This window comes from Bradyrhizobium sp. 45 (assembly GCF_023073155.1).
Lineage (GTDB): Bacteria > Pseudomonadota > Alphaproteobacteria > Rhizobiales > Xanthobacteraceae > Bradyrhizobium > Bradyrhizobium canariense_D.
Map to the genome: position 1 here is coordinate 1 of NZ_JADPIX010000015.1, position 25056 is coordinate 25056.

Here is a 25056-nt window from a genome sequence, read left to right on the forward strand (position 1 = left end):
ACCAATCACCCATGTCGGTCAAAGCCGCTGCTCACCATCGCGCGAAACAGCTGCTCACGATCGCCTGAAATCGCCGCTCACCATCAGCGAAATGCGCAGGCTAAGGTCGCAATGGCAAAGCCCGCCGCCGGTCGACAGGCGATCGATCAGGGTGAGGATGTCAGTGGCGACGTGCTTCGGGACCTTGCCGTCGTCGTGCCGCAACTCGCTCTCCATATACGCGCGCATGGAGGGGAGCTCCGGCGGAGGCGACGTCTTGTGAAGAGACATGGCCAGAGCCGCGATGATCGCGCCCGCCTGTTCGAACGTCACCGCGCCGGTCCGCGAGAGATGCCGCAGGGTCGGTCCGTCGAGGCGCTCCAGCACGATGCCGAAGCGCCCGTCCAGCGTCACCTCTCCCAACACCGCCGGCACGGGGACGCCGGCGGCGTGCACGGCGCGGATCATGCGTACCTCGTGTCGGCCGAGCAGATGAGAGACGCCGGCCTTAAACAGCTTCACGACCTGACCGGGCGCCCAGGCGTAGGCCTCGGAGAAGGCGCCTTCACCGATCTTTTCCCCCAGCGATCCCTGCATGTCCGTTCTCCGCCGCGCAGATGAAACACCGGCGGCGAGAAAAAAGGAACCCTTCCCGTCGCGGGGGCAGCCGGACATTATCATCGCGTTTCAACCTGCAGAGACCTTCGATCGCAGTCGCAGCCTCGGGGCCGTGATCGGCCGCTTGTGACGTATAGCGGTCAGACGAAGTCGGGGATAAAACAGCGTTCAGGAAACTGGATCCAAAACCCATGGCTTTTTGGACAGCGGGCGCGGTTGGGTTGTTGATCGCCTATCTCCTTGGCTCGGTCCCCACGGGCTATCTGGCGGGGAAGCTGCTCAGGGGCATCGACATCCGAAGGCATGGCTCCAAGTCCACCGGGGCAACGAATGTCTTGCGCACTCTCGGCAAAGGGCCTGCCTTGTTCGTGCCCGTCGGCGATGTGCTGAATGGCGTGGGTGCCATCATCGTCGCGCGTTCGTTCTGCCCTTTGCTGTACGCGGAAATATCCCCGCCGCCGACAGCGTCTGATCTGCAGGTCTGGGTGCCATGGGCTGTTTGTCTGGCTGGACTTGCTGTGCTGTTGGGACATAGCCGATCGATCTGGCTGAACTTCACGGGCGGCAAGTCGGCTGCCGCGGGGCTCGGTGTGTTGCTGGCGATGTCTTGGCCCGTCGGATTGGGGGCTGCAGCCGTCTTTGGCCTCGTGCTGGCTATGACCAGGATCGTTTCCTTGAGCTCGATGCTCGCGGCTTTGACGTCAATCGTTCTTGTCTGCGCGGTCGAGCACCCATTGCCGTATCGGTTGCTGGTGATCGGAGGCGGCCTCTACGTGATCATCCGCCATCGTGCCAACATCCAAAGGCTTTTGGCGGGAACGGAGCCGCGTCTGGTTCGAAATGGCCAGGGTACGAAAGCGGAAGTGCAGGTTTAGCAGACGACTTATTTGCCGCGCTTATTGAGGTGCAGCAACGCTCAGTTGTCGAACGGCGCTGAGCGATATCAATTCACAATAGCGAACCCAACGGAGGGAACATGGCCTTCAGATCAGCGAGCTTTGTCCTCAACGCTGGAACATGGGAGGCCAAGGTAGGAGACCGTCCGTTTCACGGTTATTACTCATCCATGCTGACCAGCGAAAATGGACAACTGAGGATTATCGAAGAAACGGTTGCAGTCGCAGCGCCCTGATCGTCTCGCGTGATCAGCCGAAGCGGGAGCGCATAGCGGAGGCGACAGTTCCAGAAGCACGCTCCTCGCGCTCTCGTGCCCCGGACGCAGCGCAGCGCTTCTTCAGCGGTGCGCTGCAGAGCCGGGGCCCAGTCGCTGGTTGTATTGTGTGGCTTTCTGGGTCCCGGTTCTGCGCAGCAACGCTTGCGCGTTGCAGCGCGCCCGGGACACGCGAGCGCCCAAGACGGGCCAGAAAAAGCCCATTCAAGCTCCGTGACGTCCGCGAACTTACGACAGGAGAGCTAAGTTCAACTGCGCCAGAAAGCCGGCGGACGGGATGGACTAACGCGTGCGTCCTGACCGCTTGAGATCGGCGACCTTAAACCTGTTGCCGGCGGCCAGACTGCTGCACAACCAGTGAGCCTTGTTTCGGTTGTCGCCCAGGAACGTCCTGGTTTCGACGCAGTCCAGGTAGGATTTGTGGGTGATGGTGTCTCGGCAGGTCGGCGAGAAAGGTCCGTAGTCTATGTTGCCGCCCGACACGCTGCATCCAACCCAGGGATCTTTGCCGCTTGGGAAGCTTGATGCACAGCCACCGTTGCAGCTGCTGGCGACTTTCTCCAGGCTGGCAATCCTCCCCATCACAGAACCCGGCGCATACGAAGGCGTTCGCGCGACTGACGTTTGAGCTGTTGAGGCAGTCCGACGCGGCGCAATTGTGTTTGCTCCTCGCTCCGACACGTGCGGCCTTGCCACCTGTTTCGGCGCGTCGGCCGTGACGGGAGGAATCGTGGCGGCGGAGCCGGTTGGGATTTGCGACGCTGCCGGCGCGCACAGCAAGACGGTCGACAAGACAGCGATGGTTGAAGGCACGACAAGGCTTGATGAGAATCTCATGACCATGTCCTTCCAAATCCGGACGGAAATTTCCGCCCGGCAAGTGCACGGTAACATACATTCGGGAGCGAGCAACCGAGGGTTGAAAAAAATCTGGCCATGACTCGCTGTGCCGAGCTCAGCCCTCGTGCCCAGCTCGCAGCGTAGCGTCACGTCCACGGGGCGCTGCTGCGTATCCGGACACGAGAGAGGGGCCAAAATAAAACGGGACCCGAAAGGGCCCCGCAAAAGTCTTCTACGTTCCGCGATCTTACTTGATCTTGGCTTCGCGGAATTCGACGTGCTTGCGCGCCACGGGGTCGTACTTCTTCTTGACCAGCTTGTCGGTCATGGTGCGCGAATTCTTCTTGGCGACGTAGTAGAAGCCAGTGTCGGCCGAGGACACGAGCTTGACCTTGATGGTGACCGCTTTGGCCATGTTCAGAACCTCAGGAATGAAGGGAATCTGGAGCCGGCCAAATGGCCCGCGTTGGCCGGCAACCTAGCCAGAAACCGCCTGATGTCAAGATTTTAGGGCTCGAAAAGCACCCAAATCAGGCCGATTACGCCTCGAAGAACCGGTTTTTGGGCCGAGGCAGGCCCAGATTCTCTCTCAAAGTGGGCCCTTCGTACTCTTTCCGGAAAATCCCGCGGCGCTGCAGCTCCGGGACCACCTTGTCGACGAAATCGTCGAGGCCGGCAGGCAGGAACGGGAACATGATGTTGAAGCCGTCGGAGCCGCACCCGACCAGCCATTCCTCCATCTGGTCGGCGATGGTTTTGGCCGTGCCGACGAAGGATAGCCCGCCATAGCCGCCGACGCGTTGGGCGAGCTGGCGCACCGTGAGCTTGTCGCGGGCCGCGAGGTCGACCATGCGCTGGCGACCGCTCTTGCTGGCATTGGTCTCCGGGATTTCCGGCAATTGCCCATCCGGATCGAAGCCGGAGGCATCCGTGCCGAGGATGACCGAGAGCGAGGCGATGGCGCTGTCGTAATGCACGCGGCTGTCGAGCAGCGCGCGTTTCTCCTTGGCCTCGTCGACGCTGTCGCCGACCACGACGAAGGCGCCGGGCAGGATCTTGAGGTGTTCAGGATCGCGGCCGACCTTCTCCATGCGGCCCTTGATATCGGCATAGAGTTTCTGGCTGTCGGCAAGGCTGCCGCCGCCGGTGAAGACGGCTTCCGCGGTCTCGGCGGCAAGCTGCCTGCCGTCCTCGGAGGCGCCGGCCTGCACGATCACCGGCCAGCCCTGGACCGGGCGGGCAATGTTGAGGGGACCGCGCACCTTCAGATATTTGCCGTGATGGTCGAGCACATGCATCTTGGCGGGATCGACGAACACGCCGCTTTCGACGTCGCGCACGAAGGCGTCGTCGGCAAAGGAATCCCACAGGCCCGTGACGACGTCGTAGAACTCGCGGGCGCGCTTGTAGCGCTCGGCGTGCTCCATGTGGTCGTCGAGGCCGAAATTCAGCGCCGCATCCGGGTTCGAGGTGGTGACGATGTTCCAGCCCGCCCGCCCGCCGCTGAGATGGTCGAGCGAGGCGAAGCGCCGTGCGACGTGATAGGGCTCGTCGAACGTGGTCGAGCCCGTCGCGATCAGGCCGATCCGCTCGGTGACGGCCGAGAGCGCCGACAACAGCGTGAAGGGTTCGAACGAGGTGACCGTGTGGCTGCGCTTGAGCGCATTGACCGGCATGTTCAGCACGGCGAGGTGATCGGCCATGAAGAAGGCGTCGAACTTGCCGGCCTCGAGCTTCTGGATCAGCGTCTTGATGTGGCCGAAGTTGAAATTGGCGTCCGGCCAGGCCCCGGGATAGCGCCAGGCGCCGGTGTGGATGCTGATCGGGCGCATGAACGCGCCAAGCTTGAGTTGCCGTTGTGCCATCGCCCGGTGTCCGTTCTTGGTGTCGTTCCGGAAGACATAGGCACGCCGCGGAACTCCGCCATCGGGGGAGGCAGGAAGATTATTTTGTTTTTCGCGACGCCCTCAGCACATTCGCGTCATTCCGGGCCGCGCCCGGAATGACGGGGGAGTCCCATCGAACCGATCCACGGCTCACTCCGACCAAGCCATGACTTTCGCTCCCGAGGAGACCTTCGATGGCAGGTGCAATGACCGTGGACGGGCGCATCGTCCGCATCGACCGGCCCATGCCCTGGGTCGGGCGGCTGCTGTCATTGCCGCTGCTGGCGGCGAGCTTCTATCTGCTGTGGAATGTCGCGCTCGGCCTGCGGCAGGATTTCTCCGGTTTTGGGCGGCTCGCCGATGATCTCATGCCGGTGCTGGTGTTCACTGGACTCGGGCTGCTCGTCGGCATCCCCGGAATCATCCTGCTCACCTTTCGCACCTTCGTCGTGCTGAACGAGACGCTGCGCCAGATCGTCATCACCAGGCAGTTCGGCCCGCTGAATTTTCGCAAGCATCGCGATCTCGCCGATTATCATTTCATCAGCATTACCGACGACGACGATCCGGAGCTGACGACATACGATGTCAATCTCAGCGGCAACAAAGGGACCGAGCCGATCACGCTGATGAGCTTCACCAAGCACGAGGAAGCCAGTCGCTTCACCAGCGAGCTCGGGCGAGTGCTGAACCTTCCCGCGCGCGACTATGTCGGCACCGAGCCCGACGCGGACAATGCGGACGTCACGAACTGATCAGCTCAAAATATCCTTCTGCATCTTGCCGCCGTAGAAATGGAAGAACGGCACCGGCGCATCGTGGCGGAGCGGGCCGGTGGCGAGGCGCGCGTCGAGCTCGTTGAGCACATTGCGTGTCATCGGATGCAGATCGGCGAGCGGCTTCGAGCCGAGCTCGACCCAGACCAGTTCGACAAGCTCTGCATCGGCATGGATCACGCCGTCGACGCGATGGGTGATCGCGGAGGCGTCCGCCGTGAAGAAGCGCGTGTCGAACCGCTTGACGCGGCCGGGCGGGGTGATCGCGCGCGCGATCAGGAACAGGCTGGAGGGATCCGGCAACAGGCCCGCATCCGCGAACGGCTTCCAGGCGCCTTCGAGTTTTGCCTTGCCCTCGGCCTTGCGTCCCAAGCAGAGACCGGTCTCCTCGCAGGCTTCGCGGATCGCGGCGATGGCCAGCGATTTTGCGCGCGAGGCCGGCGTCTTCGGGCTGCCCTTGGCGAGATTGGCTTCCAGCTCGGCGGTGATCGGCGCCGCGCATGGTACGCGATAATCGTCCTTGTCGACGCGGCCGCCGGGAAAAACGAACTTTCCGGGCATGAACACCACCTTGTCGTGGCGCTTGCCGACCAGAACTTTTGGAATGGCTCCGCTGCGGTCGACCAGGATCAGTGTCGCGGCATCCCTAGGGCGGAAATAGGGATGATGATCGGCTTCCTTGCCCTGGTGGATCTTTGCCTTGTCGGCTGCCTGCGACGTATCCGTCATGTCCTCACCCAAACCAATTCTTGTTTATTTTGCTTACACCGGCGGAATACCATCCGTCGGGTTCTCGTCAAACCCGTGCATGCGCAGAGCCCATTGCAATCCGACCACGGCTCCCTTCACCGGCTGCAGCAGTGCCAGCGAGGCGACGAAGGTGAAGGGCAGATAGGCCGCGAAGCTGATCCAGACCGGCGTCGTATAGTTGGTCTCGATCCACAGAATAGTCGGCACCACGATGTGCCCGACAATGACGATGACGAGATAGGCTGGCAAATCGTCGGCCCGATGCGGCGTGACATCGAGGCCGCAGACGGAGCAGTTATCCGCGGTCTTCAGGAAGGCGCGGAACAGCTTTCCCTCGCCGCAGCGCGGGCAGCGGCCGCGAAAGCCGCGCCTCATCGCAGCAAAGACGTCGCGCTTCTCGACGAGGCCGGTGTCGCGGGTCCAGATCTTCGGCGCCGTGCTCGTCGTCACCATGCCTTGCCCTTCTGGCCCTTGCCCTTGCTTTTTCCCTTGGCCGTTTTCCCCTTGCCGGGCTTCTTCGGCTTGTCCGGCTTGCGCTTCTTGTCGGGACTGCGCCCGGGGTGCGCCTTGAACGAGGGGCGGCGTTGCGGACCGGAGGACCTGCGGCCCCGCGGTGCGGTCTCGCCGGACGAGGACAGCAGCTCGAAGCGCAATGCGCCTGCGATCGGAGCCGCCTCGATCAGGCGGACGTCGACGACATCACCGAGCTGATGCATGGTGCCGCTGCGCGTGCCGACCAGGGCGTGGCGGCCCTCGTCATAGTTGAAATATTCCGTGCCGAGGGATCGGATCGGGATCAGGCCGTCGGCGCCGGTCTCGGCGAGCTTGACGAACAGGCCGGCGCGCGTGACGCCGGAGACGCGGCCCTGGAAGCTCGAACCGATGCGGTCGGCGAGGTGATGGGCGATCAGGCGGTCGACGGTCTCGCGCTCCGCTTTCATCGCGCGCCGCTCGGTCACTGAGATATGAGCTGCGACCTCGCTCAACGTTTCCGGCGTCTCGGTGTCGGGCAGCGCGCCTTCGCCGAGGCCGAGCGCGCGAACCAGCGCACGGTGCACGACAAGGTCGGCGTAGCGGCGGATCGGCGAGGTGAAATGCGCATAGCGGCGCAAATTCAGGCCGAAATGACCGTAATTCTCCGAAGAGTATTCGGCCTGTGCCTGGGCGCGCAGCACGACCTCGCTGACCAGCGGAAAGTGGTCGTGGCCTTCGAGCTGCGCCAGCACGCGGTTGAACAGAGCGGGGCGCAGCGCGCCGCCTTTCGCGAACGGAACGTCCAGCGTCGCCAGGAATTCCGCGAGCGCGTGGACCTTTTCCAGGGTCGGCTCGTCATGCACCCGGTAGATCAGCGGCAGCGACTTCTTCTCGAGCATCTCGGCTGCCGCGACATTGGCGAGGATCATGAACTCCTCGATCAGCTTGTGCGCGTCGAGCCTGTCGGGCACGACGACGCGGTCGACCGTGCCGTCGGGCTTGAGCAAGATCTTGCGCTCGGGCAGATCGAGATTGAGCGGATCGCGCTCGTCGCGCGCGCGCTTGACGCAGGCATAGGCGGCATAAAGCGGCCTCAGGATCGGATCGAGCAGGGGGCCGGTGGTGTCGTCCGGCCTTCCGTCGATCGCGGCCTGCGCCTGCGCATAGTTCAGCTTGGCTGCGGAGCGCATCAGGATGCGGTGGAAGCTGTGCGACCGTTTCCGCCCGTCCGGCGCGATGATCATCCGCACCGCGAGCGCGCCGCGCGGCTCGCCCGGCACCAGCGAGCAGAGATCGTTGGAGATGCGCTCGGGCAGCATCGGCACGACGCGGTCGGGGAAATAGACCGAGTTGCCGCGATCGAGCGCATCGCGGTCGAGCGCGGTGCCCGGTCGCACGTAGAAGCTCACATCGGCGATGGCGACATCGACGATGAAGCCGCCCTTGTTGTTGAGATCAGGATCCGGCTGCGCGTGTACCGCGTCGTCGTGATCCTTGGCATCCGGCGGATCGATGGTGACCAGCGGCACATCGCGCCAGTCCTCGCGCCCCTTCAAATTGGCCGGCTCCGCCGCTTCGGCTTCGCGCTCTGCCGCGGGACGGAATTGTAGCGGGATGTCGTGCGCGTAGATCGCGATCAGGCTGATCGCCTTCTCCGACTTGACCGAGCCGAGCTTCTCCTTGACGCGGCCTGACGCCAGCCCAAAGCCGCGCGAGCGGATGATGTCGACGCTGACGAGATCGCCGTCCTGCGCGCCGTGCGTCTCGGTCGGGGCGATATTCAGCTCGCGGTCGGCGGACTTCTTGTCGACGGGGATGATCCGTCCGCCGCCTTCGGGCAGGCTGCGGAAGACGCCGAGGATGCGGCTCTTGGTCTTGTCGAAGACCTTGATGATGTGGCCGCGATAGGCCGGGCCTTCGGTCTCGTCGGAGCGCTCGACCCGCAGCAGCGCGCGATCGCCAACGCCTGCTGCGGTGCCGGGCTTGGGCCGGCGCGGCATCGTGATGAGGATCTTTGGCGGTTCGCCGCTTTCGACTTCGTCCCATTCAGTGGGGGAGGCGACCAGCTCGCCGTCGGCGTCGCGGCCGGTAATGTCGGCGACCAGCGTCGGCGGGAGGCTGTCCGGCTCTGAAATCGTATGGCGCTTTTTCTTGACGAGCCCGTCGTCGGCGAGCTCGCGCAGCATGCGCTTGAGCTCGATGCGGTCGGCGTTCTTCAGGCCGAACTCGCGTGCAATTTCGCGGGTTCCGACCTTTCCGGGATTTGCCTTGATGAAGGCGACGATGGCTGCCCTGTCGGGAAAGCCACGGTCATTCTTGCGTTTCACTTAGCCTCTATTTGGTGCCGGCACTTTTCTTGGCCGGAGCTTTGGCGCCAGCTGCCTTGGTCGGTGACGTTTTGGCCGTCGACGACACGGCTGCGCGCGCCTTGCTGGTGGATTCGGATTTGGGTTTGGCCGCCTTCTTCGCGGCCGGCTTTTTGGTTTTTGGTGCGGCGTCATCGCCGTCGGCGGCCTTCGCCGCAGCCTTCTTGGCCTTGGCCGGCTTCGCCGCCTTCTTCGGCTTCTTGCCGCCGCCCTTGGCCGCACGCTCGTCGATCAGCGCGATTGCCTGCGGCAGCGTGATGGCGTCTTTCTCGATGTCGCTCGGGATCGTGGCATTGACGCCACCCGCGGTGACATAGGCGCCGTAGCGGCCGCCCTTTACCGTGACGGTGCCGAGGGTGGGATGATCGCCGATCGCCCTGCCGGGATCAGCGCCGAAGCGGCGGCTCGGGCCCTTGGCGATCTTCTCCGCGATCAGCGTCACCGCGCGGTTGATGCCGATGTCGAACACCTCATCGCCGGCCTCGAGGCTGGCATAAGTCTTCTCGTGCTTCACGAACGGCCCGAAGCGGCCGAGACCCGCGGTGATCGGCTCACCGGTTTCCGGATGCTTGCCGATCTCGCGCGGCAGCGACAGCAGCTTGAGCGCAAGCTCGAGCTCGACATCTCCAGGGGACATCCCCTTCGGAATGCCTGCGCGCTTCGGCTTCTCGCCCTCCGCATAATCCTTCTGCTCGCCGAGCTGGATGTAGGGGCCGAACCGCCCGGCCTTGACCCAGACATCGCGGCCCGTATCCGGGTCCTGGCCGAGCGAACGATCGGCCGTTGCCTCGCCGTCGGCGGCGAGCTGACGGGTGTAGCGGCATTCCGGATAGTTCGAGCAACCGACGAAGGCGCCGAACTTGCCGGCCTTGAGATTGAGCCGTCCGTTGCCGCAACTCGGGCATTGCCTGATGTCGCCGCCATCGGTGCGGGGCGGGTAGATGTGCTGTCCGAGCATGTCGTCGAGCACGTCGAGCACCTGGGCGACGCGCAGATCCTTGATCTCGTCGACCGCGCCGATGAAACCGGTCCAGAAATCCTTGAGCACCTGCTGCCAGGAGATCTCGTTGTTGGAGATGCGGTCGAGCTGCTCTTCCAGATTGGCGGTGAAGTCGTATTCGACGTAGCGGGCAAAGAAGCTTTCGAGGAACGCGACTACGACGCGGCCCTTGTCCTCGCCGTGCAGGCGCTTCTTCTCGAGCTTGACGTAGCCGCGGTCCTTCAGCACCTGAAGGATCGAGGCATAGGTCGAGGGCCGGCCGATGCCGAGCTCTTCCATGCGCTTGACCAGCGAGGCCTCGGAGAAGCGCGGCGGCGGCTCGGTGAAGTGCTGGGTGACGGCGAGCGACTGCCGCTTCAGCGCATCGTTGGGGCTCATCGCGGGCAGGCGGCGGGAGTCCTCGTCCTCCTCGTCGTCGCGGCCTTCCTGGTAAAGTGCGAGGAAGCCGTCGAACTTGACGACCTGGCCGGTGGCGCGCAGGTCCAGCGTGCGGCCGCCGACCTTCGCCGTGATGTCGACCGTGGTGCGTTCCAGCTCGGCCGATTCCATCTGGCTCGCGATGGTGCGCTTCCAGATCAGTTCATAGAGTCTCGCCTGATCGGACTCGAGCTTGCGGCTCATGCTGTCGGGACGGCGCGACATGTCGGTCGGCCGGATCGCTTCGTGGGCTTCCTGGGCGTTCTTGGCCTTGGCCTGGTACTGACGCGGCGCGTCCGGCACATAGGCGTTGCCGTAATCCTCGCCGATCACCTTGCGGGCCTGGGTGATCGCGGACGGGTCGATCTGCACGCCGTCGGTACGCATATAAGTAATGAGTCCGGTGGTCTCGCCGCCGATGTCGATGCCTTCATAGAGCCGCTGCGCGATGCGCATGGTGTGCGCCGGCGCAAAGCCGTATTTGCGGCTGGCTTCCTGCTGCAGCGTCGAGGTGGTGAAGGGGGCCTGCGGATTGCGGCGGGCCGGCTTGGCATCGACCGCGGTCACCGCGTAGGCGGCTGCTTCCAGCGCCTTCTTGAAGTCTTCGGCTTCCGCGCCGGTGCCGATGTCGAGGCGCTGGATCTTCTTGCCGTCGGCGCCGACGAGACGGGCCTCGAAGGCGTCGCCGCGCGGCGTCAGCAGGGTCGCGATCAGCGACCAGTATTCGCGCGCAACGAACTTTTCGATCTCGAGCTCGCGGTCGCAGACCAGACGCAGCGCCACCGACTGCACGCGGCCCGCCGAGCGGGCGCCCGGCAGCTTGCGCCACAGCACGGGGGAGAGGGTGAAGCCGACCAGATAGTCCAGCGCGCGGCGCGCCATATAGGCGTCGACCAGCGCACCGTCGATCTGGCGCGGATTCTTCATCGCGTCCGTCACCGCCTGCTTGGTGATGGCGTTGAACACCACGCGCTCGATCTTGTGGTCCTTGATCGCGCGCTTCTCTTTCAGGACCTCCAGCACGTGCCAGGAGATGGCCTCGCCCTCGCGATCAGGGTCGGTGGCGAGAATCAGGCGATCGGCGTTCTTGAGGGACTTGGCAATGTCGTTGAGCCGGCCGGCCGCCTTGGGGTCGACCTCCCAGATCATCTTGAAATTGGCGTCGGGATCGACGGAGCCGTTCTTTGCCGGCAAGTCGCGGACATGGCCAAACGAGGCCAGAACCTTGTAGGACGAGCCCAAATACTTGTTGATCGTCTTGGCTTTCGCCGGCGACTCCACAATGACGATATTCATGTAGTTCCAGTAACTTATGGGGAAATTTGGGGCCGAATTCGATGAGATTCGGGTCGGCCCTTTCGTCCCGAACATGGGTGGTGAGGCCGTCGCTGTCAAATCGAGGGCTGTTGAGAGCCCTCCCGATGGGAAAAGTTTCATATCGAGAAAGTTGCAAAATACCACCTTTGAGTTGCGGTCGATGTCGGCGTAATGTTGCCGCGGGGCATGGATTCGGGTGGGGGCTGGTGACTAAGCCAGGAAAGAAACGGGCGGGCGCCGCATCGCGCGCGGGGGGAGGCTTGCGTCACGAGGAACCGGGGGAGGGCGGCGTCGAGGAGGCGGTCGCCTTCATCGCCGAGCAGGTCGGGGCCCTGCGCAAGCTTGCCGAACGGCACAGGCTCGACGTGCTGCATTATCTCCTGGGAATGACCAAGCTCGAGGCGGACGAGCATCTGCGGCTGCGGAGCAAGCGCAGGCTGTCGTGAAGGGGGCGATGTACTGCTCCAACGACGGTGCGGTTAGCCGTTGCGGCTTGCCATTTTGGCCAATCGCAGGCCGAGATATGCGGCCGTGCCGAGGTCGCTCTCCGGCAACGAGCCGTCAATCAAGTGCGTCGCCAGGCCAAGCTGGCTGCCCAAACGATTGCGGCCGCTCGGATCCTCGCCACCGGGAATATCCAGTCCGCACCAGAGCATGCCGTGCTGCGCGGCCAGAATGGAAAAGTAGGACAGTGTGTGGAGTTGATCGCCGCTTGCGCAGGCGCCCGTGGTGAACCCGGCTGCGATCTTGTTGGCCCAGCGCTGCTGGCTCCATCGATCACTTGAAGCATCGGCAAACGCTTTGAATTGAGCGGCTGGTCCGCCCATATAGATCGGGCTGCCAAACGCAACTGCGTCGGCGCCATCGATCGTCTCCAGTAAGCTCTCATTCTGAAAGCGGCCTGACACGATGTCGCCGCCGGTGATGCGACACAGCGTGACCTGCGCTCTGCCATCTGCTCCGCGCGCAACCGCATGCGCCAGCTTCTCGGTGGTGCCCGAGATGGAAAAATAGGCGATGGCGAGCAGGGGCATGGTGGTGCCAGCTTGGTGGGACCTCGCCATCTTTGACGCTGTCGATGTCTTGTACAAGTCCCGCCATCCCGTCATTGCGAGCGCAGCGAAGCAATCCAGGGTCTCCCCGCGGTCAGATTCTGGATTGCTTCGCTTCGCTCGCAATGACGGTTGGGGTGGCGGTGCGTCCTTATCCCGCCGACCGCCGCCGCGGCGCCGGCCGCGGCTTCAGCGTCGTGTCCGCGGGGGCGAGCAGTCGCCCGTCCTCCGCGCGCAGTTCGAGCTTCTTCACCGGTCGGCCTTTCTCGCGATCGACCAGGATGGTCGCGATCTCCGACGGGCGATCGTCGAATTCCTCGCTCCATTGGCGCAGCGCTACCAACACCGGAAAGACGCCGCGGCCCTTCGGCGTCAGCACATATTCCTCGTAAGGGCTGCCGTCGGAGGCGGGGGCCGTGGTCAGGATGCCGTGATCGACCAGCGCGCGCAGCCGCGTCGACAAGATGTTCTTGGCCATGCCGAGCTTGCTCTGAAACTCACCGAAGCGGCGCAGCCCAAACAGCGCCTCGCGGATGATCAGCAGGGACCACCGGTCGCCGATCGCCTCCAGCGATCGCGCGATCGGGCAGGCGTCCCCCTCGAAGCTCGTCCGTTTCACCATGATCTGGTCCTTTCGCCGATCGCACGGTCCTGTCACCGTTCACGCGCTCTTGTGGTTGCATCTTAAAACCAGGTGGGTTAGATGGCAATCGTAGTTTTATGATGAAACCACTGGAGGCGAACGTGAGACTGAAGAACAAGACGGCCCTGATCACCGGCGGCAATAGCGGCATTGGACTGGCAACGGCAAAGCTGTTCGTGGCCGAGGGCGCCAAGGTGGTGATCACCGGGCGCAACAAGGAGACGCTCGAGGCGGCCGCGAAGGAGCTCGGGCCGAACGCGCTCGCGCTCGCCGCCGACGCCACCGACATTGCCGCGACCGAATCTGCGATCAAGAAGGGCGCCGAAAAGTTCGGCAAGTTCGACATCCTGTTCGCCAATGCCGGCATCGCCGGCGGTACGCCGCTGGGGTCGGCCACGCTGGAGGTCTTCGAGAAGGTCATCAGCACCAATCTGACCGGCGTGTTCTTCACCGTTCAGTCCGCGCTGCCTTATCTCAACGACAATGCTTCCATCGTCCTCAACGGCTCGGTGATCTCCGTGCTCGGCATTCCCGGCTATTCGGCCTATGGCGCCGCCAAGGCCGGCGTGCGGGCGATGGCGCGGATCATGGCCTCGGAGCTCTCGCCGCGCGGCATTCGCGTCAACGTGGTCGCGCCCGGTGCGATCCGCACGCCGATCTGGGGACCCGCGACCGCGACGCCCGAAGCCGAGAAGGCGTTCGAGAAGCGGATCGCGCTGACGACGCCGCTGGGGCGCATTGGTGAAACAGATCACGTCGCCAAGACTGTGCTGTTCCTCGCCTCCGACGATTCCGCGCATGTGCAGGGCCAGGAAATCTTCGTCGATGGCGGCGCGGTTGCCTCTCCGAGCGGCGCGCCGATCTATCGCGGCTGATCAATCTTGGTGCAAATCGGTCGGCGCAGCGGCGAGCGGTTGCGCCGGCCGGTTCCCACGTCTCGCGAGCTGTATTTTCTGAACCTTGCGGGAGGCATTGAACCTTCGCTTGCGCTGCCAAGACACTTTTGCGGGCAGGGGGTCACGAAGACTCATTTCAAGGGAGCCCGATATGCCAAAGGCAGCTCGTATTATTTCCCCGATTTCAGCACCGCGTATTTACACCGAAAACTCCGCCGTTCCTGCCAAGCGTTCCGACACCTCCGAGTTCGTCGGGGTCGCTCTTTTCTCCGGCATCGGCCTGTTCGTTTCCCTCGTCGCCGTCATCCTGGGCATTCAGGGCGCCTGGTTTTAGCTTCGCCGATCGCGCACCGGTCGATCAGCCGCCTTGCGGCGGCTGATGATGTGCGCGTTGTCAGGCCGCGCGGAGGGCGGTCGCCGCCTCGAGCGCGCTTGCGAGCGACTTCTCGCGATGCTCCGGCCCGACCTGGATTCCGTCGGCGCTGATGAATTCGGGATGATGAATCCCCATGAAACCGAACACGCCACGCAGATAGCTTTCGAGGTGCTCCAGCGACGCGGCGGGCGAGCCCGCGCCGTAATAGCCCCCGCGCGAAACCGCGAAGATTACGCGCTTGCCGCCGGCAAGGCCCTGCGGGCCGTTGGCCCCATAGCTGAACGTCTTCCCCGCCACCAGGACCCGGTCGATCCAGGCCTTGAGCTGGCTCGGAATGGTGAAATTGTACATGGGCGCGCCGATCACGACGATGTCGGCGGCAAGAAACTCGTCCAGCGCGGCCTTGCTGGCGGCGAGATCGGGGCCGAGCTCCGCCGGCGCAGGCGCGCCTTGCGCGGCCGCCAGATGCGAGCCGGAGAGATGGGCGAGCGGGCTCTGCGTCAGGTCGCGATAGACGATGTCGAGCGATGGCGTCGCCTGCCTGAGACGGTCGACGATGGCGGCGGAGACTTGCCGGGAAACGGAGTGGGGGCCGAGCACGCTGGAGTCGATGTGGAGGAGTTTCATTCGGGATCACCCTGGTATAAGTTTGTAACCAGAGCTACATGAGTGACTATCGAAATCCCCGCAAGAACGCACCTTTTTGAGCCATGGGCACATCCCTGAAACCTGCGCACATCGATTTGCCCGCCTCACCAAGGCCGGATCCCAACCATGCGGACTGCCGCGGCGTCGCCTCGATCCTCGCGCGCGTCGGCGACAAATGGAGCGTGTTCGTCATCATGATGCTAAGTGACGGGCCCAAGCGCTTTAACGAGCTCAAGCGCATGATCAATGGCATTTCGCAGCGGATGCTGACCTTGACGCTGCGCGGGCTCGAGCGTGACGGCCTGGTCACACGCACGATCTTCCCGACCATTCCGCCGCGGGTGGATTACGAGCTGACCGATCTCGGCCGGGGACTGCAGCAGCCGGTAAAGGCACTCGGCGAATGGGCGATCACGCATCAGCAGCAGATCGCCGCGGCGCGTACGCGCTTCGACGAGCGGACCACTCCTTAAAGCAGCGAGACCAAGCCACCGCCGTGGCGTTCGAGCCCGCCGGCGAGCTCGAGTTCCAAGAGCACGGTACGCACGATGGCCGGCGAGGCGCCGGACATCCGCACGAGATCGTCAATCGTGACAGGGGCAGGGCCGAGCAGGCCGGTGATCTGGTCGCGGTCGTGCCCTTGAGGATCGCTCTCGAACGGCTCGCTGTCGGGCTCGCGCGCGGTACGCATCAGCGGCCGCTCCATGATCGGTGCGACCGCGTTGACGACGTCGGCGGCTTCGGTGACGAGCGTCGCGCCCTGCTTGATCAGATCGTTGGTGCCGGCGGCGCGCGGGTCGAGCGGCGAGCCCGGCACGGCGAACACTTCGCGACCCTGTTCGGCGGCCATGCGCGCGGTGATCAGCGAGCCCGAGCGGTGCGCCGCCTCCACCACGACCACGCCGAGCGCGGCGCCCGAGATCAGCCGGTTGCGGCGGGGGAAGTCGCGGGCGCGCGGCTCGTGGCCGAGCGGCATCTCGGAGATCGTGCTACCCTTGCGGTCGAGGATCGAGGCCAGCAAATCGCCATGCTCCGGCGGATAGATGCAGTCATGGCCGCCGGCGAGCACGGCGATGGTGCCGCTCTCGACGCTGGCGCGGTGTGCGGCCTGGTCGACCCCGCGGGCAAGGCCGGAGATGACGACGAAGCCGGCTTCGCCGAGTTCGCGGGCGAGCTGACCGGCGAATTTCAAGCCTGCACCGGAGGCATTGCGCGAACCGACGATCGCAATCATCGGCCGCATCAGCGTTGCATGGTCGCCGCGCACGGCGAGCAGCGGCGGCGCATCGTCGAGTGTTGCCAGGCGTGCCGGATAACCGTCCTCGCCGGGCGCGAGCCAGGTGATGCCGAACTTGCGGCTCGCGGCGAGCTCGGCTTTCGCCTCGTCGGCGCTACAGATGCGCGCCGATCGCTGCGCACCGCCGCGGCGTGCCAGATCCGGCAGCCGCTCCAGCGCCGCGCGCGCCGTGCCGAAATGCTCGACCAGCGACCGGAACGTGCGCGGCCCGACATTGTCGGACCGGATCAGCCGCAGGCGGTCGATCCTGTCGGCTTCGGTCAGCTCTACACTTGGATTGATGGCGTCCACGGCGGCTCCTTGCAGGGACAGCATGGAACAACCTGAAGGCGTGGGCAACAGCGACGTGCGCTTGCGCGACCTTGCCCCGATGCTAAAAGCGATCCCAATAAGAAGGGTATTGCCATGATCTCACTCGCCGACCTTCAGCGCCGCATCGAAGCGGGCGAGCTTTCGCCCGAGGCCGCCATCGCGCAATCGCATGCAGCCATCGAGGCGCGGGAGAAGGAGGTCCACGCCTTCGTCCGTTACGACAGCTCGGCGAAGGCGCAAGGCGCCGGGCCGCTGCGCGGCATCGCGGTCGGGATCAAGGACATCATCGACACCGCCGATTTTCCGACCGAGATGGGATCATCGATCTATCGCGGCTGGCAGCCGCGCGCGGACGCGCCTGTGGTGATGATGCTGAAGCGGGCGGGCGCCACCATCATCGGCAAGACCACGACCACGGCATTCGCCTCGCGCGATCCGACCCCGACGCTCAATCCGCATAACCTCGGGCATACGCCGGGCGGCTCGTCCTCGGGCTCGGCCGCGGCCGTCGGTGCCGGCATGATCCCGCTGGCGCTGGGTACCCAGACCGGCGGCTCGGTGATCCGGCCCGCCGCCTATTGCGGCACCGCCGCGATTAAGCCGTCGTTCCGCATGCTGCCGACGGTCGGCGTCAAATGCTATTCGTGGGCGCTCGACACCGTCGGTCTGTTCGGCGCCCGCGCGGAAGATCTCGCGCGCGGACTGCTGGCAATAACCGGCCGCACCGAATTCGCCGGCATCGTCCCGGCGAAGGCGCCGCGCATCGGCGTTATCAGGCAGGAGTTTGCCGGCGCCGTGGAGCCGGCCGCCGAGGAGGGGCTGCAGGCCGCGATCAAGGCGGCGACGCGGGCTGGCGCCAGCGTGCAGACCATCGATCTGCCGCAGGCGGTGCAGGAGGCCTGGCGCATCCACCCGATCATCCAGGACTTCGAGGCGCATCGCGCGCTCGCCTGGGAATTTTCCGAACGCCACGATGAGATCGCGCCGATGCTGCGCGCCAGTCTCGATGCGACGGTCGGTCTCACACCCAAGGACTATGACGACGCGCGCCGGATCAGCCGCCGCGGACGCCGCGAGATCGGCGAATTGTTCGAGCGGTTCGACGTGCTGCTGACCTATTCGGCGCCGGGCACGCCGCCGGCCAAGGAGCTCGCGAGCACCGGCGACCCCCGCTACAACAGGCTCTGGACGCTGATGGGCAACCCTTGCGTCAACGTGCCCGTGCTGAAAGCCAATGTCCTCCCGATCGGCGTGCAGGTGATCGCGCGCTTCGGCAACGACGCCCATGCGCTGGCGACGGCGTGGTTCCTGGAGCAGGCGCTGGCGAAATCAGGCTAGCGCAGGTTCGAGAGCGACGATGCGCTGGCCGGATGCGGCCGGCGCTGCGCTGTGATCTGGACCTTGCTTGAGCCAGCGCCCGGCAGCCTCGCGGCCGTTCCGGTGCAGCGCGCGAATGAAGCCGCGGCCGAGATCGGTCGATGAGCGCTGCGCCAGGCCGTCGACGAAATCTTCCGCGGCGATCCTGGAGAGCCGCAACGACGATGCGGCCTGCGATTGCGCCCATTCGATCGCGGCGATCTCGGCATTGAGGGCGGCGTTGGCCGCGATCTGATCCAGCCTGCGGTCGATCGCGGCGAGCGTGATCGGCACGTAGCTGTCGCGCGCCGGCGTGACCTGGACGAGCAGGATTTCGGTGCTCGTCGTGTCCTGCACGAGCCGCAGCAGGGGGGGATTGCCGCCGAGGCCGCCGTCCCAATAAGCCTCGCCGTCGATCTCGACCGCGCAATGAACCAGCGGTGGACAGGTCGAGGCCAGCGCGATGTCGGCGGTGATCACGTCGTTGCGGAAGATCTGCTGCTGCCCGTCGCGGATCCGGGTCGCCGCGATCAGAAGCTTCGGGCACCGCGGGTCGCGCAAGGCGGAAAAATTGATGTCGCGCGACAGCGCCTGCCGCAGCGGATCGAGATCGAACGGATCGAACTGGCCGGAGCGCAGCGTCGGGCCGAACGCGACCGAGCTTCCCGCCGGCGAGAAGCCGCCGATCAGCATCAGCGATCGGAACGAGGCTTCGTGCATCAGCCGGATCCAGAACCGGTTCAGCCGCGCGCGGGCGCCTTCACGGCCGCCCTCGGCGAAACCGGAGGCGAGCAACAGCGCGTTGATGGCGCCGGCACTGGCGCCGCTGATGGTGTCGATCGCGATCGATGGCTCTTCCAGCAGCCGCTCCAGCACGCCCCAGGTGAAAGCAGCGAAGGTGCCGCCGCCCTGAAGCGCCAGCGACAATTTTCGCGGCGGCCATTGCCGCGGGGTCCGATCGTGCGTGACGGGCGCTGCAGTTAGGATTTCGGCTGGTTTCCCCGCTTCCACGATCGGATCGGGCTCGCGCGGTGGAGGTGGGACGGAAGCAGGCGCTGGAGCGACAAGCGGCGAGGGCGCACTAGACCAGATGTCCGTCGTCGAGAGTAGCCGGCTTGCCGCGGTGCAGGCAGCACCTCGCAAATCGCCATCGTCTTGCGCGCTGACAATCTTCTCGCTCATTCTGAGCAACCGCGTAGAGCCATGCCCACGTCAGGGCCAAGCCAGGAACCCATTCGTCCATACAGCCGTGATTCGGCTGCAAGTTGCGAACACCATTTGAGATATAATGCAGAAGGGGTGCCGCGGTATCCGTGGATTCCCGGCTTATGCCTTCTCGCCGATCCGGCTTTCCTTGCCCGATTGCAGCCGCTTGATGTTCTCGCGATGGGCGTAGAACAGCAGCAGCGTCAGCACCGCGGCCATCGCTGCTAGTGCGAGATGGCCGAACCACCACAGGAACAGCGGCGTGATAAAGGACGCCACCAGCGCAGAGAGCGAGGAATAACGGGTGGTGAAGGCGGTCGCGAGCCATAGCAGGCAGAACACCAGCGCGGCCGGCCAGAACAGCCCGAGCAGAATGCCGATATAGACGGCGACACCCTTGCCGCCTTTGAATTGAAGCCAGACCGGGAAGAGATGGCCGAGGAAGGCGCCGAGCCCGGCCAGCATCGCGGCGTTGGGACCGGCGATGTAGCCGGCGATCACCACCGCCACGGTGCCCTTGAGCGCGTCGAGCAGCAGGGTCGCCGCGGCCAGACTCTTCCGTCCGGTGCGCAGCACATTGGTGGCGCCGATACTGCCCGAGCCGATCGAGCGAATATCCTGCGTGCCGGCGAGCCTGGTCAGGATCAGTCCGAACGGAATCGAGCCGAGCAGGTAGCCGATGACGAAAGCGACCGGCAGAAACAGTTCAAGCGCCATGTCTGCAAATTCCCTGGCTGCAGCTCCGCACGTCAGACATGCTCGTACACTGTCCGTCCGCCGACAATGGTGCGCACCACGCGGCCTGTAAAGCGGGCCTCGTCGAACGGCGTGTTCTTGCAGGGCGATTTGAGGTCGGCGGGATCGACCACCCAGGGCACATCGGGGTCGATCACGATGACGTCGGCGGGGCTGCCCGTGCGCAGGGTTCCGCCAGGCAATCCCAAAATCTCGGCCGGCCGGGTCGACATCGCCCGGATCAGCGTCTTGAGGTCCAATTCGTCATTGTGCACGAGGCGCAGGCCCGCCGGGAGCATGGTCTCCAGCCCGATGGCGCCGGGGGCTGCTTCTGCGAAAGGCAGGCGCTTGACCTCGACGTCCTGCGGGTTGTGGTCGGACATGATGACGTCGACGAGGCCGGAGGCGACGGCGGCGACCAGCGCGCGGCGGTCGTCCTCGGTGCGCAGCGGCGGCGACAGCTTCAGGAACGAACGGTAAGGGCCGATGTCGTTCTCGTTCAGCGCAAGGTGGTTGATCGAGGCTGAGGCCGTCACGGCGAGGCCGGCGTCGCGGGCGCGCTTGAGCACGTCGAGCGACTCGATGCAGGTCAGCGACGCCGCGTGATAGCGGCCGCCGGTGAGCGCGACCAGGCGCATGTCGCGCTCCAGCATCACGGCTTCCGCCGCGTTCGGGATGCCCATCAGGCCGAGCCGCGAGGCGAACTCGCCCTCGTTCATCACGCCTTCGCCGACGAGATCGCGGTCCTCGGTGTAGTGCACGATCAGCGCGTCGAAATCGCGCGCGTAGGTCAGCGCGCGGCGCATCACCTGCGCATTGCTCACGCTCTTGTCGCAGTCGCTGAAGGCGATCGCGCCTGCTGCCTTGAGGAGGCCGAACTCGGTCATCTCCTCGCCGTGCATTCCCTTGGTCAGCGCCGCCATCGGCTGGATGTTGACGATCGCGGTGTCACGGGCGCGACGCATCACGAAGTCGACGGTCGCCGAGTTGTCGATCACCGGCAGGGTATCGGGCTGGCAGATGATGGTGGTGATGCCGCCGGTCGCAGCCGCCTGGCTCGCGGACGCAAAGGTCTCGCGATGGCTGAAGCCCGGCTCGCCGACGAAGGCGCGCATGTCGATCAGGCCGGGTGCGACGATCTTGCCGGCGCAGTTGACGACGTCGGTGCCCTCGGGGACGCCGGCAGCGCCAATGCCGCGGCGGGTCTCCCGGATGATGCCGTCGGCAATCAGGACATCGCCGGGGCCATCGAAATCCCTGCTGGGGTCGACGACGCGGGCATTGGCAAGCAGGATGGGTCGGCGGTCGGTCAACATGAGCATCACGCGTTCGGCAGGTTGCGGGCGAGCGCTTCCAGCACCGCCATGCGCACGGCCACGCCCATCTCCACCTGTTCGCGGATCAGGGACTGCGCGCCGTCCGCGACCGCGGTGTCGATTTCGACGCCGCGGTTCATGGGGCCGGGATGCATGACAAGGGCGTCTGGCTTGGCGTAGGCGAGCTTCTTCTGGTCCAGCCCGAAATAATGGAAATACTCGGAGGTCGACGGCACGAAGGAGCCGTTCATGCGCTCGCGCTGGAGCCGCAACATCATGACGATGTCGGCGCCGTTGAGCCCCTCGCGCATGTCGCGCGCGACCTCGACGCCCATCCGCTCGATGCCGGGCGGCAGCAGTGTGGAGGGGCCGACGACGCGGACGCGGGCGCCCATCGCGTTGAGCAGGATGATGTTGGAGCGGGCCACGCGCGAATGCAGCACGTCGCCGCAGATCGCGACCACGAGGCCCTCGAGCCGGCCCTTGTTGCGGCGAATGGTCAGCGCGTCGAGCAGGGCTTGTGTCGGATGCTCATGCGCGCCGTCGCCGGCATTGATCACGGAACCGTCGACCTTGCGGGCCAGCAGTTCCACCGCGCCGGAGGCGTGATGGCGCACCACCAGGATATCCGGATGCATGGCGTTGAGCGTCATGGCGGTGTCGACCAGCGTCTCGCCCTTTTTGATGGACGAGGAGGACACCGACATGTTCATGACGTCGGCGCCCAGCCGTTTGCCGGCGAGCTCGAACGAGGATTGGGTCCGGGTGGACGCCTCGAAGAAGAGGTTCACCTGCGTCCGTCCACGCAGGACGGTGCGCTTCTTGTCAACCTGGCGGTTGAGCTCGACATATTCTTCGGACAGGTCGAGGAGGCCGGTGATGTCGGCCGCGGAAAGGCCCTCGATGCCCAGCAAATGCCGGTGGCCGAGGACGAAGGTCGATTTCGATGTCATTAAAGCGAGAGCTATAGGCGGGGATGGCCGGGGGGGCAAGGGCCAAAGCCCGGGCGGGGAGTTATCCCCCGATCTGTCGGTCTTATCGCTGGCGTGAGCTGTCCCCGTCTTCTCCGTCATGCCCGGGCAGAAGCGCGAAGCGCGTCTTCGCGCTAGACGTCCCGGGCATCCACGTTCTTAAGGTGCTGTCGCAGAAAAGGCGTGGATGGCCGGGACAAGCCCGGCCATGACGAAGGGGAGATTTCCGCTGAAAACAACTCTAACAGCGCTCTTGGTCGCGGCTTTTGTTTCCGGGGCCCACGCCCAATCGCTTCCCGGCGGTTTCGTCTATCTGCACGACATCGAGCCCAGCATCATCCAGGACATCCGCTACGCCACCTCGAACAATTTCGTCGGCCGTCCGCTCGCCGGCTACGGGGCCGGCGAGTGCGTGGTGAAGCGGGAGGTTGGGCTGCGGCTGAAGGCGGTCCAGCAGGAACTGGCGGCGCAAAATCTCTCACTGAAAATGTTCGACTGCTACCGGCCGGCGCGGGCCTCGCTCGACATGGTCAGGTGGTCGCAGAACGGCCACGAGACGGCCGCCGAGCGGCGCTACAATCCCAAAATTCCCAAGACCGAGCTGTTCCGCCTCGGCTACATCGCAAGCCGCTCGCAGCATTCGACGGGCGCAGCGCTCGATCTCACGCTGGTCGATCTCAACGCCGACAATTCAGGCAAATACGACCCGTCAAAGACCTACGCGGACTGCACGGCACCGGTCGAGGCGCGATTGCCGGAGGGCAGCGTCGACATGGGCACCGGCTATGACTGCACCGACGTGAAAGGGCATACCGCCGCACCAACGATCAGTCCGGATCAGCGCGCCTGGCGCAAGCGGCTGGTGGCTGCGATGGCAAGGCAAGGCTTTGTGAACTATGCAAAGGAGTGGTGGCACTTTTCGCTGCCGGGAGCGGGCGGTGCGGCCTATGATTTCCCGATCCAGCCGCGGCGGAACTGATTCCGCGCCGAGGACACGAGATGACCCAGCCCAGCTTCGCGACCCACGAGGTCTTCAACCAGTCGCCGCCGTTCGAGGACGTCGATCTGTTCGCCGCGGACCAGCCGCTGGTCGCGGCGGTCAGGGCCAATGGCGCTGCGGCGGCGGAACCGGAGCTCTCGGAGTTCGGCAAGCATTGGGGCTCGGCTGCGATGGCCGATCGGGGGCGCGTCGCGAACGAGAACACGCCGAAGCTGCGCACCTTCGATGCCAAGGGCAATCGGCGCGACCAGGTCGAGTTTCATCCGGCCTATCACGAGCTGATGGCTCACAGCGCCCGTGCCGGCGTGCACAATTCGACTTGGACTGCGGATGGAAGACCCGCGGGCGATGCCGCAGAGGTCATCCGCGCGGCAAAATTCTACATGGCCTCGCAGGTCGAGACCGGCCATCTCTGCCCGATCACGATGACGCGCGCCTCCGTTGCGGCGCTGGCGATGCAGCCTGATCTGCGCGCCAAGGTCATGCCGGTGCTGTCGACGAAAAGCTACGATCCCAGCTTCGCGCCGTGGTGGGAGAAGCGCGGTATGACGCTCGGCATGGGCATGACCGAGAAGCAGGGCGGTACCGACGTGCGCGCCAACATGACGCGCGCGGTGCGCGAGGGAGGCGCCTATCGTATCACCGGCCACAAATGGTTCATGTCGGCGCCGATGTGCGATGCCTTCCTGGTGCTGGCGCAGGCGGACCAGGGACTGACCTGTTTCTTCATGCCGCGCTTCGCGCCGGATGGTTCGGTGAACGCGATCCAGTTCCAGCGGCTGAAGGACAAGCTCGGCAACCGCTCCAACGCGTCGTCCGAGGTTGAGTTCGTCGGTGCCTATGCGGAAGCCGTCGGCGATGAGGGCAAGGGCATCCGTACCATCATCCAGATGGTGCAAATGACGCGGCAGGATTGCGCGATCGCCTCGGTCGGCCTGATGCGCTCGGGGCTCGCCCACGCGCTGCATCACACCCGGCACCGCAGCGTGTTCCAGAAACATCTCGCCGATCAGCCGCTGATGCAGGCGGTACTCTCGGACATGGCGCTGCATGTGGAGGCGAGCACGGCTGTGGTGATGCGGCTCTGCCGCGCCTTCGATCGGACGCCGCTCGATCCGGCGGAGGCCGCCTACATGCGGCTGCTGACGCCTGCGATCAAATACTGGACCTGCAAGAGCGCGCCGCCGTTTCTCTACGAAGCCATGGAATGCCTCGGCGGCAACGGCTATGTCGAGGACGGCATTCTGGCGCGGCACTACCGGGAGTCGCCGGTCAATGCGATCTGGGAGGGCTCGGGCAACGTCATGTGTCTCGACGTGCTGCGCGCGCTCTCGCGCGAGCCGGAGGCAGCGATGTCGGTCCTGCAAGCGCTTGCTGCCGAGACCAAAGGTCTGCCAGGGGCAGGCGAGACGGCGGGATTCATCGGCAAGACCTTCGGCCGCCCGGACGGCGAGCGCGTAGCGCGCCTTGCGGTCGAGAAGCTGGCGCTGCTTGCGGCCGCCGCCGCGCTCAACGGCGTGTCACCGCGTCAAGCAGAACTGTTCGCCGCCACGCGCCTCGCCACGAACCACGCCAGCATGTACGGCGCGGTCGAGCTCGAGAGCGGCGACGTGCGCACGCTGCTGGAGCGGGCGCTGCCGTGAGCCTGCCAAAC

Annotated in this window: 24 protein-coding genes; 9 read left to right on the forward strand and 15 right to left on the reverse strand. The window is 65.0% G+C overall.

All coding sequences use genetic code 11. The features are described from left to right. Positions 1-54: 54 nt before the first annotated feature. Positions 55-576, reverse strand: coding sequence for a phosphotransferase (locus tag IVB42_RS02295; RefSeq protein WP_247469662.1), 522 nt, complete (start codon positions 574-576; stop codon positions 55-57). A 212-nt stretch (positions 577-788) separates the two neighbouring features. Here IVB42_RS02295 and plsY (IVB42_RS02300) point away from each other — a divergent pair, with 212 nt between their 5' ends. Then, a complete protein-coding gene (gene plsY, locus IVB42_RS02300; protein ID WP_247396199.1) occupies positions 789-1472 on the forward strand; it encodes a glycerol-3-phosphate 1-O-acyltransferase PlsY in 684 nt (227 codons plus the stop codon). A 1383-nt stretch (positions 1473-2855) separates the two neighbouring features. Here plsY (IVB42_RS02300) and rpmG read toward each other — a convergent pair. Both rpmG and IVB42_RS02310 read right to left on the reverse strand, forming a co-directional pair. Beyond that, positions 2856-3023 (reverse strand): 50S ribosomal protein L33, encoded by a 168-nt coding sequence (gene rpmG / locus IVB42_RS02305; RefSeq protein WP_007603295.1) that lies wholly within the window; start codon positions 3021-3023, stop codon positions 2856-2858. A gap of 124 nt (positions 3024-3147) precedes the next feature. Further along, the gene (locus tag IVB42_RS02310) at positions 3148-4473 is read right to left on the reverse strand and encodes an LLM class flavin-dependent oxidoreductase (protein WP_247338478.1); all 1326 of its coding nucleotides are present in this window, start codon (positions 4471-4473) and stop codon (positions 3148-3150) included. Positions 4474-4688: 215 nt separating this feature from the next. Between IVB42_RS02310 and IVB42_RS02315 the strand changes: the two genes are divergently transcribed. Continuing rightward, positions 4689-5249 carry a hypothetical protein gene (locus IVB42_RS02315; RefSeq protein ID WP_247396196.1) on the forward strand — a complete coding sequence of 187 codons (561 nt, stop codon included), beginning with the start codon at positions 4689-4691 and terminating at the stop codon, positions 5247-5249. On the opposite strand, the gene IVB42_RS02320 is transcribed toward IVB42_RS02315, so the two are convergent. The 4 genes from IVB42_RS02320 to topA are packed head-to-tail and all read right to left on the reverse strand — an operon-like array spanning position 5250 to position 11573. Continuing rightward, positions 5250-5999 carry an NUDIX domain-containing protein gene (locus tag IVB42_RS02320; protein WP_247396195.1) on the reverse strand — a complete coding sequence of 250 codons (750 nt, stop codon included), beginning with the start codon at positions 5997-5999 and terminating at the stop codon, positions 5250-5252. A 33-nt stretch (positions 6000-6032) separates the two neighbouring features. After that, entirely contained in the window at positions 6033-6473 is a 441-nt protein-coding gene (locus IVB42_RS02325; RefSeq protein WP_018458336.1) for a DUF983 domain-containing protein, read from the reverse strand. After that, a complete protein-coding gene (gene rnr, locus IVB42_RS02330) occupies positions 6467-8821 on the reverse strand; it encodes a ribonuclease R (RefSeq protein ID WP_018458335.1) in 2355 nt (784 codons plus the stop codon). Before rnr ends, IVB42_RS02325 begins: the two co-directional genes overlap by 7 nt. A 7-nt stretch (positions 8822-8828) precedes the next feature. Next, positions 8829-11573 (reverse strand): type I DNA topoisomerase, encoded by a 2745-nt coding sequence (gene topA / locus IVB42_RS02335; RefSeq protein ID WP_247396192.1) that lies wholly within the window; start codon positions 11571-11573, stop codon positions 8829-8831. 281 nt (positions 11574-11854) lie between these two features. Between topA and IVB42_RS02340 the strand changes: the two genes are divergently transcribed. After that, positions 11855-12040: a hypothetical protein gene (locus IVB42_RS02340; protein WP_018458332.1), complete on the forward strand. Its 186-nt coding sequence runs from the start codon at positions 11855-11857 to the stop codon at positions 12038-12040. Between the two features lie 33 nt (positions 12041-12073). Here IVB42_RS02340 and IVB42_RS02345 read toward each other — a convergent pair whose 3' ends face one another. Next, positions 12074-12628: a flavodoxin family protein gene (locus tag IVB42_RS02345; RefSeq protein ID WP_247384517.1), complete on the reverse strand. Its 555-nt coding sequence runs from the start codon at positions 12626-12628 to the stop codon at positions 12074-12076. A 169-nt stretch (positions 12629-12797) separates the two neighbouring features. Further along, positions 12798-13268 (reverse strand): helix-turn-helix domain-containing protein, encoded by a 471-nt coding sequence (locus IVB42_RS02350; protein WP_247369735.1) that lies wholly within the window; start codon positions 13266-13268, stop codon positions 12798-12800. Between the two features lie 122 nt (positions 13269-13390). Here IVB42_RS02350 and IVB42_RS02355 point away from each other — a divergent pair, with 122 nt between their 5' ends. Next, positions 13391-14164 carry an SDR family oxidoreductase gene (locus tag IVB42_RS02355; protein WP_166517487.1) on the forward strand — a complete coding sequence of 258 codons (774 nt, stop codon included), beginning with the start codon at positions 13391-13393 and terminating at the stop codon, positions 14162-14164. A gap of 172 nt (positions 14165-14336) precedes the next feature. After that, positions 14337-14519 carry a hypothetical protein gene (locus IVB42_RS02360; RefSeq protein ID WP_018458328.1) on the forward strand — a complete coding sequence of 61 codons (183 nt, stop codon included), beginning with the start codon at positions 14337-14339 and terminating at the stop codon, positions 14517-14519. A gap of 60 nt (positions 14520-14579) precedes the next feature. Here IVB42_RS02360 and IVB42_RS02365 read toward each other — a convergent pair whose 3' ends face one another. Then, a complete protein-coding gene (locus IVB42_RS02365; RefSeq protein ID WP_018458327.1) occupies positions 14580-15188 on the reverse strand; it encodes an FMN-dependent NADH-azoreductase in 609 nt (202 codons plus the stop codon). A gap of 83 nt (positions 15189-15271) precedes the next feature. On the opposite strand from IVB42_RS02365, the gene IVB42_RS02370 reads away from it, so the two are divergent. After that, positions 15272-15682: a helix-turn-helix domain-containing protein gene (locus IVB42_RS02370; protein WP_018458326.1), complete on the forward strand. Its 411-nt coding sequence runs from the start codon at positions 15272-15274 to the stop codon at positions 15680-15682. Here the strand turns inward: IVB42_RS02370 and dprA are convergent. Further along, positions 15679-16821 (reverse strand): DNA-processing protein DprA, encoded by a 1143-nt coding sequence (dprA, locus tag IVB42_RS02375; RefSeq protein ID WP_247396187.1) that lies wholly within the window; start codon positions 16819-16821, stop codon positions 15679-15681. The two genes, IVB42_RS02370 and dprA, sit on opposite strands and share 4 nt — an antisense overlap. A 90-nt stretch (positions 16822-16911) precedes the next feature. On the opposite strand from dprA, the gene IVB42_RS02380 reads away from it, so the two are divergent. Continuing rightward, positions 16912-18156, forward strand: a complete 1245-nt coding sequence (locus IVB42_RS02380) for an amidase (RefSeq protein WP_247396183.1) — start codon at positions 16912-16914, stop codon at positions 18154-18156. On the opposite strand, the gene IVB42_RS02385 is transcribed toward IVB42_RS02380, so the two are convergent. From IVB42_RS02385 to IVB42_RS02400, 4 genes are all read right to left on the reverse strand, one after another. Further along, positions 18148-19356: a patatin-like phospholipase family protein gene (locus IVB42_RS02385; RefSeq protein ID WP_247396181.1), complete on the reverse strand. Its 1209-nt coding sequence runs from the start codon at positions 19354-19356 to the stop codon at positions 18148-18150. The genes IVB42_RS02380 and IVB42_RS02385 overlap by 9 nt on opposite strands. Positions 19357-19500: 144 nt before the next feature. Next, positions 19501-20097: a glycerol-3-phosphate 1-O-acyltransferase PlsY gene (gene plsY / locus IVB42_RS02390; RefSeq protein WP_247396179.1), complete on the reverse strand. Its 597-nt coding sequence runs from the start codon at positions 20095-20097 to the stop codon at positions 19501-19503. Between the two features lie 32 nt (positions 20098-20129). After that, entirely contained in the window at positions 20130-21437 is a 1308-nt protein-coding gene (locus IVB42_RS02395; protein WP_018458321.1) for a dihydroorotase, read from the reverse strand. After that, positions 21437-22384, reverse strand: a complete 948-nt coding sequence (locus tag IVB42_RS02400) for an aspartate carbamoyltransferase catalytic subunit (protein WP_007603315.1) — start codon at positions 22382-22384, stop codon at positions 21437-21439. The genes IVB42_RS02395 and IVB42_RS02400 overlap by 1 nt, the downstream gene beginning before the upstream one ends. Positions 22385-22610: 226 nt before the next feature. Here IVB42_RS02400 and IVB42_RS02405 point away from each other — a divergent pair, with 226 nt between their 5' ends. Then, a complete protein-coding gene (locus IVB42_RS02405) occupies positions 22611-23381 on the forward strand; it encodes a M15 family metallopeptidase (RefSeq protein WP_247369736.1) in 771 nt (256 codons plus the stop codon). 20 nt (positions 23382-23401) lie between these two features. Further along, complete coding sequence (locus IVB42_RS02410; protein ID WP_247396177.1) at positions 23402-25045, forward strand: acyl-CoA dehydrogenase family protein; 1644 nt, start codon at positions 23402-23404, stop codon at positions 25043-25045. The last annotated feature ends 11 nt before the right edge of the window (positions 25046-25056 follow it).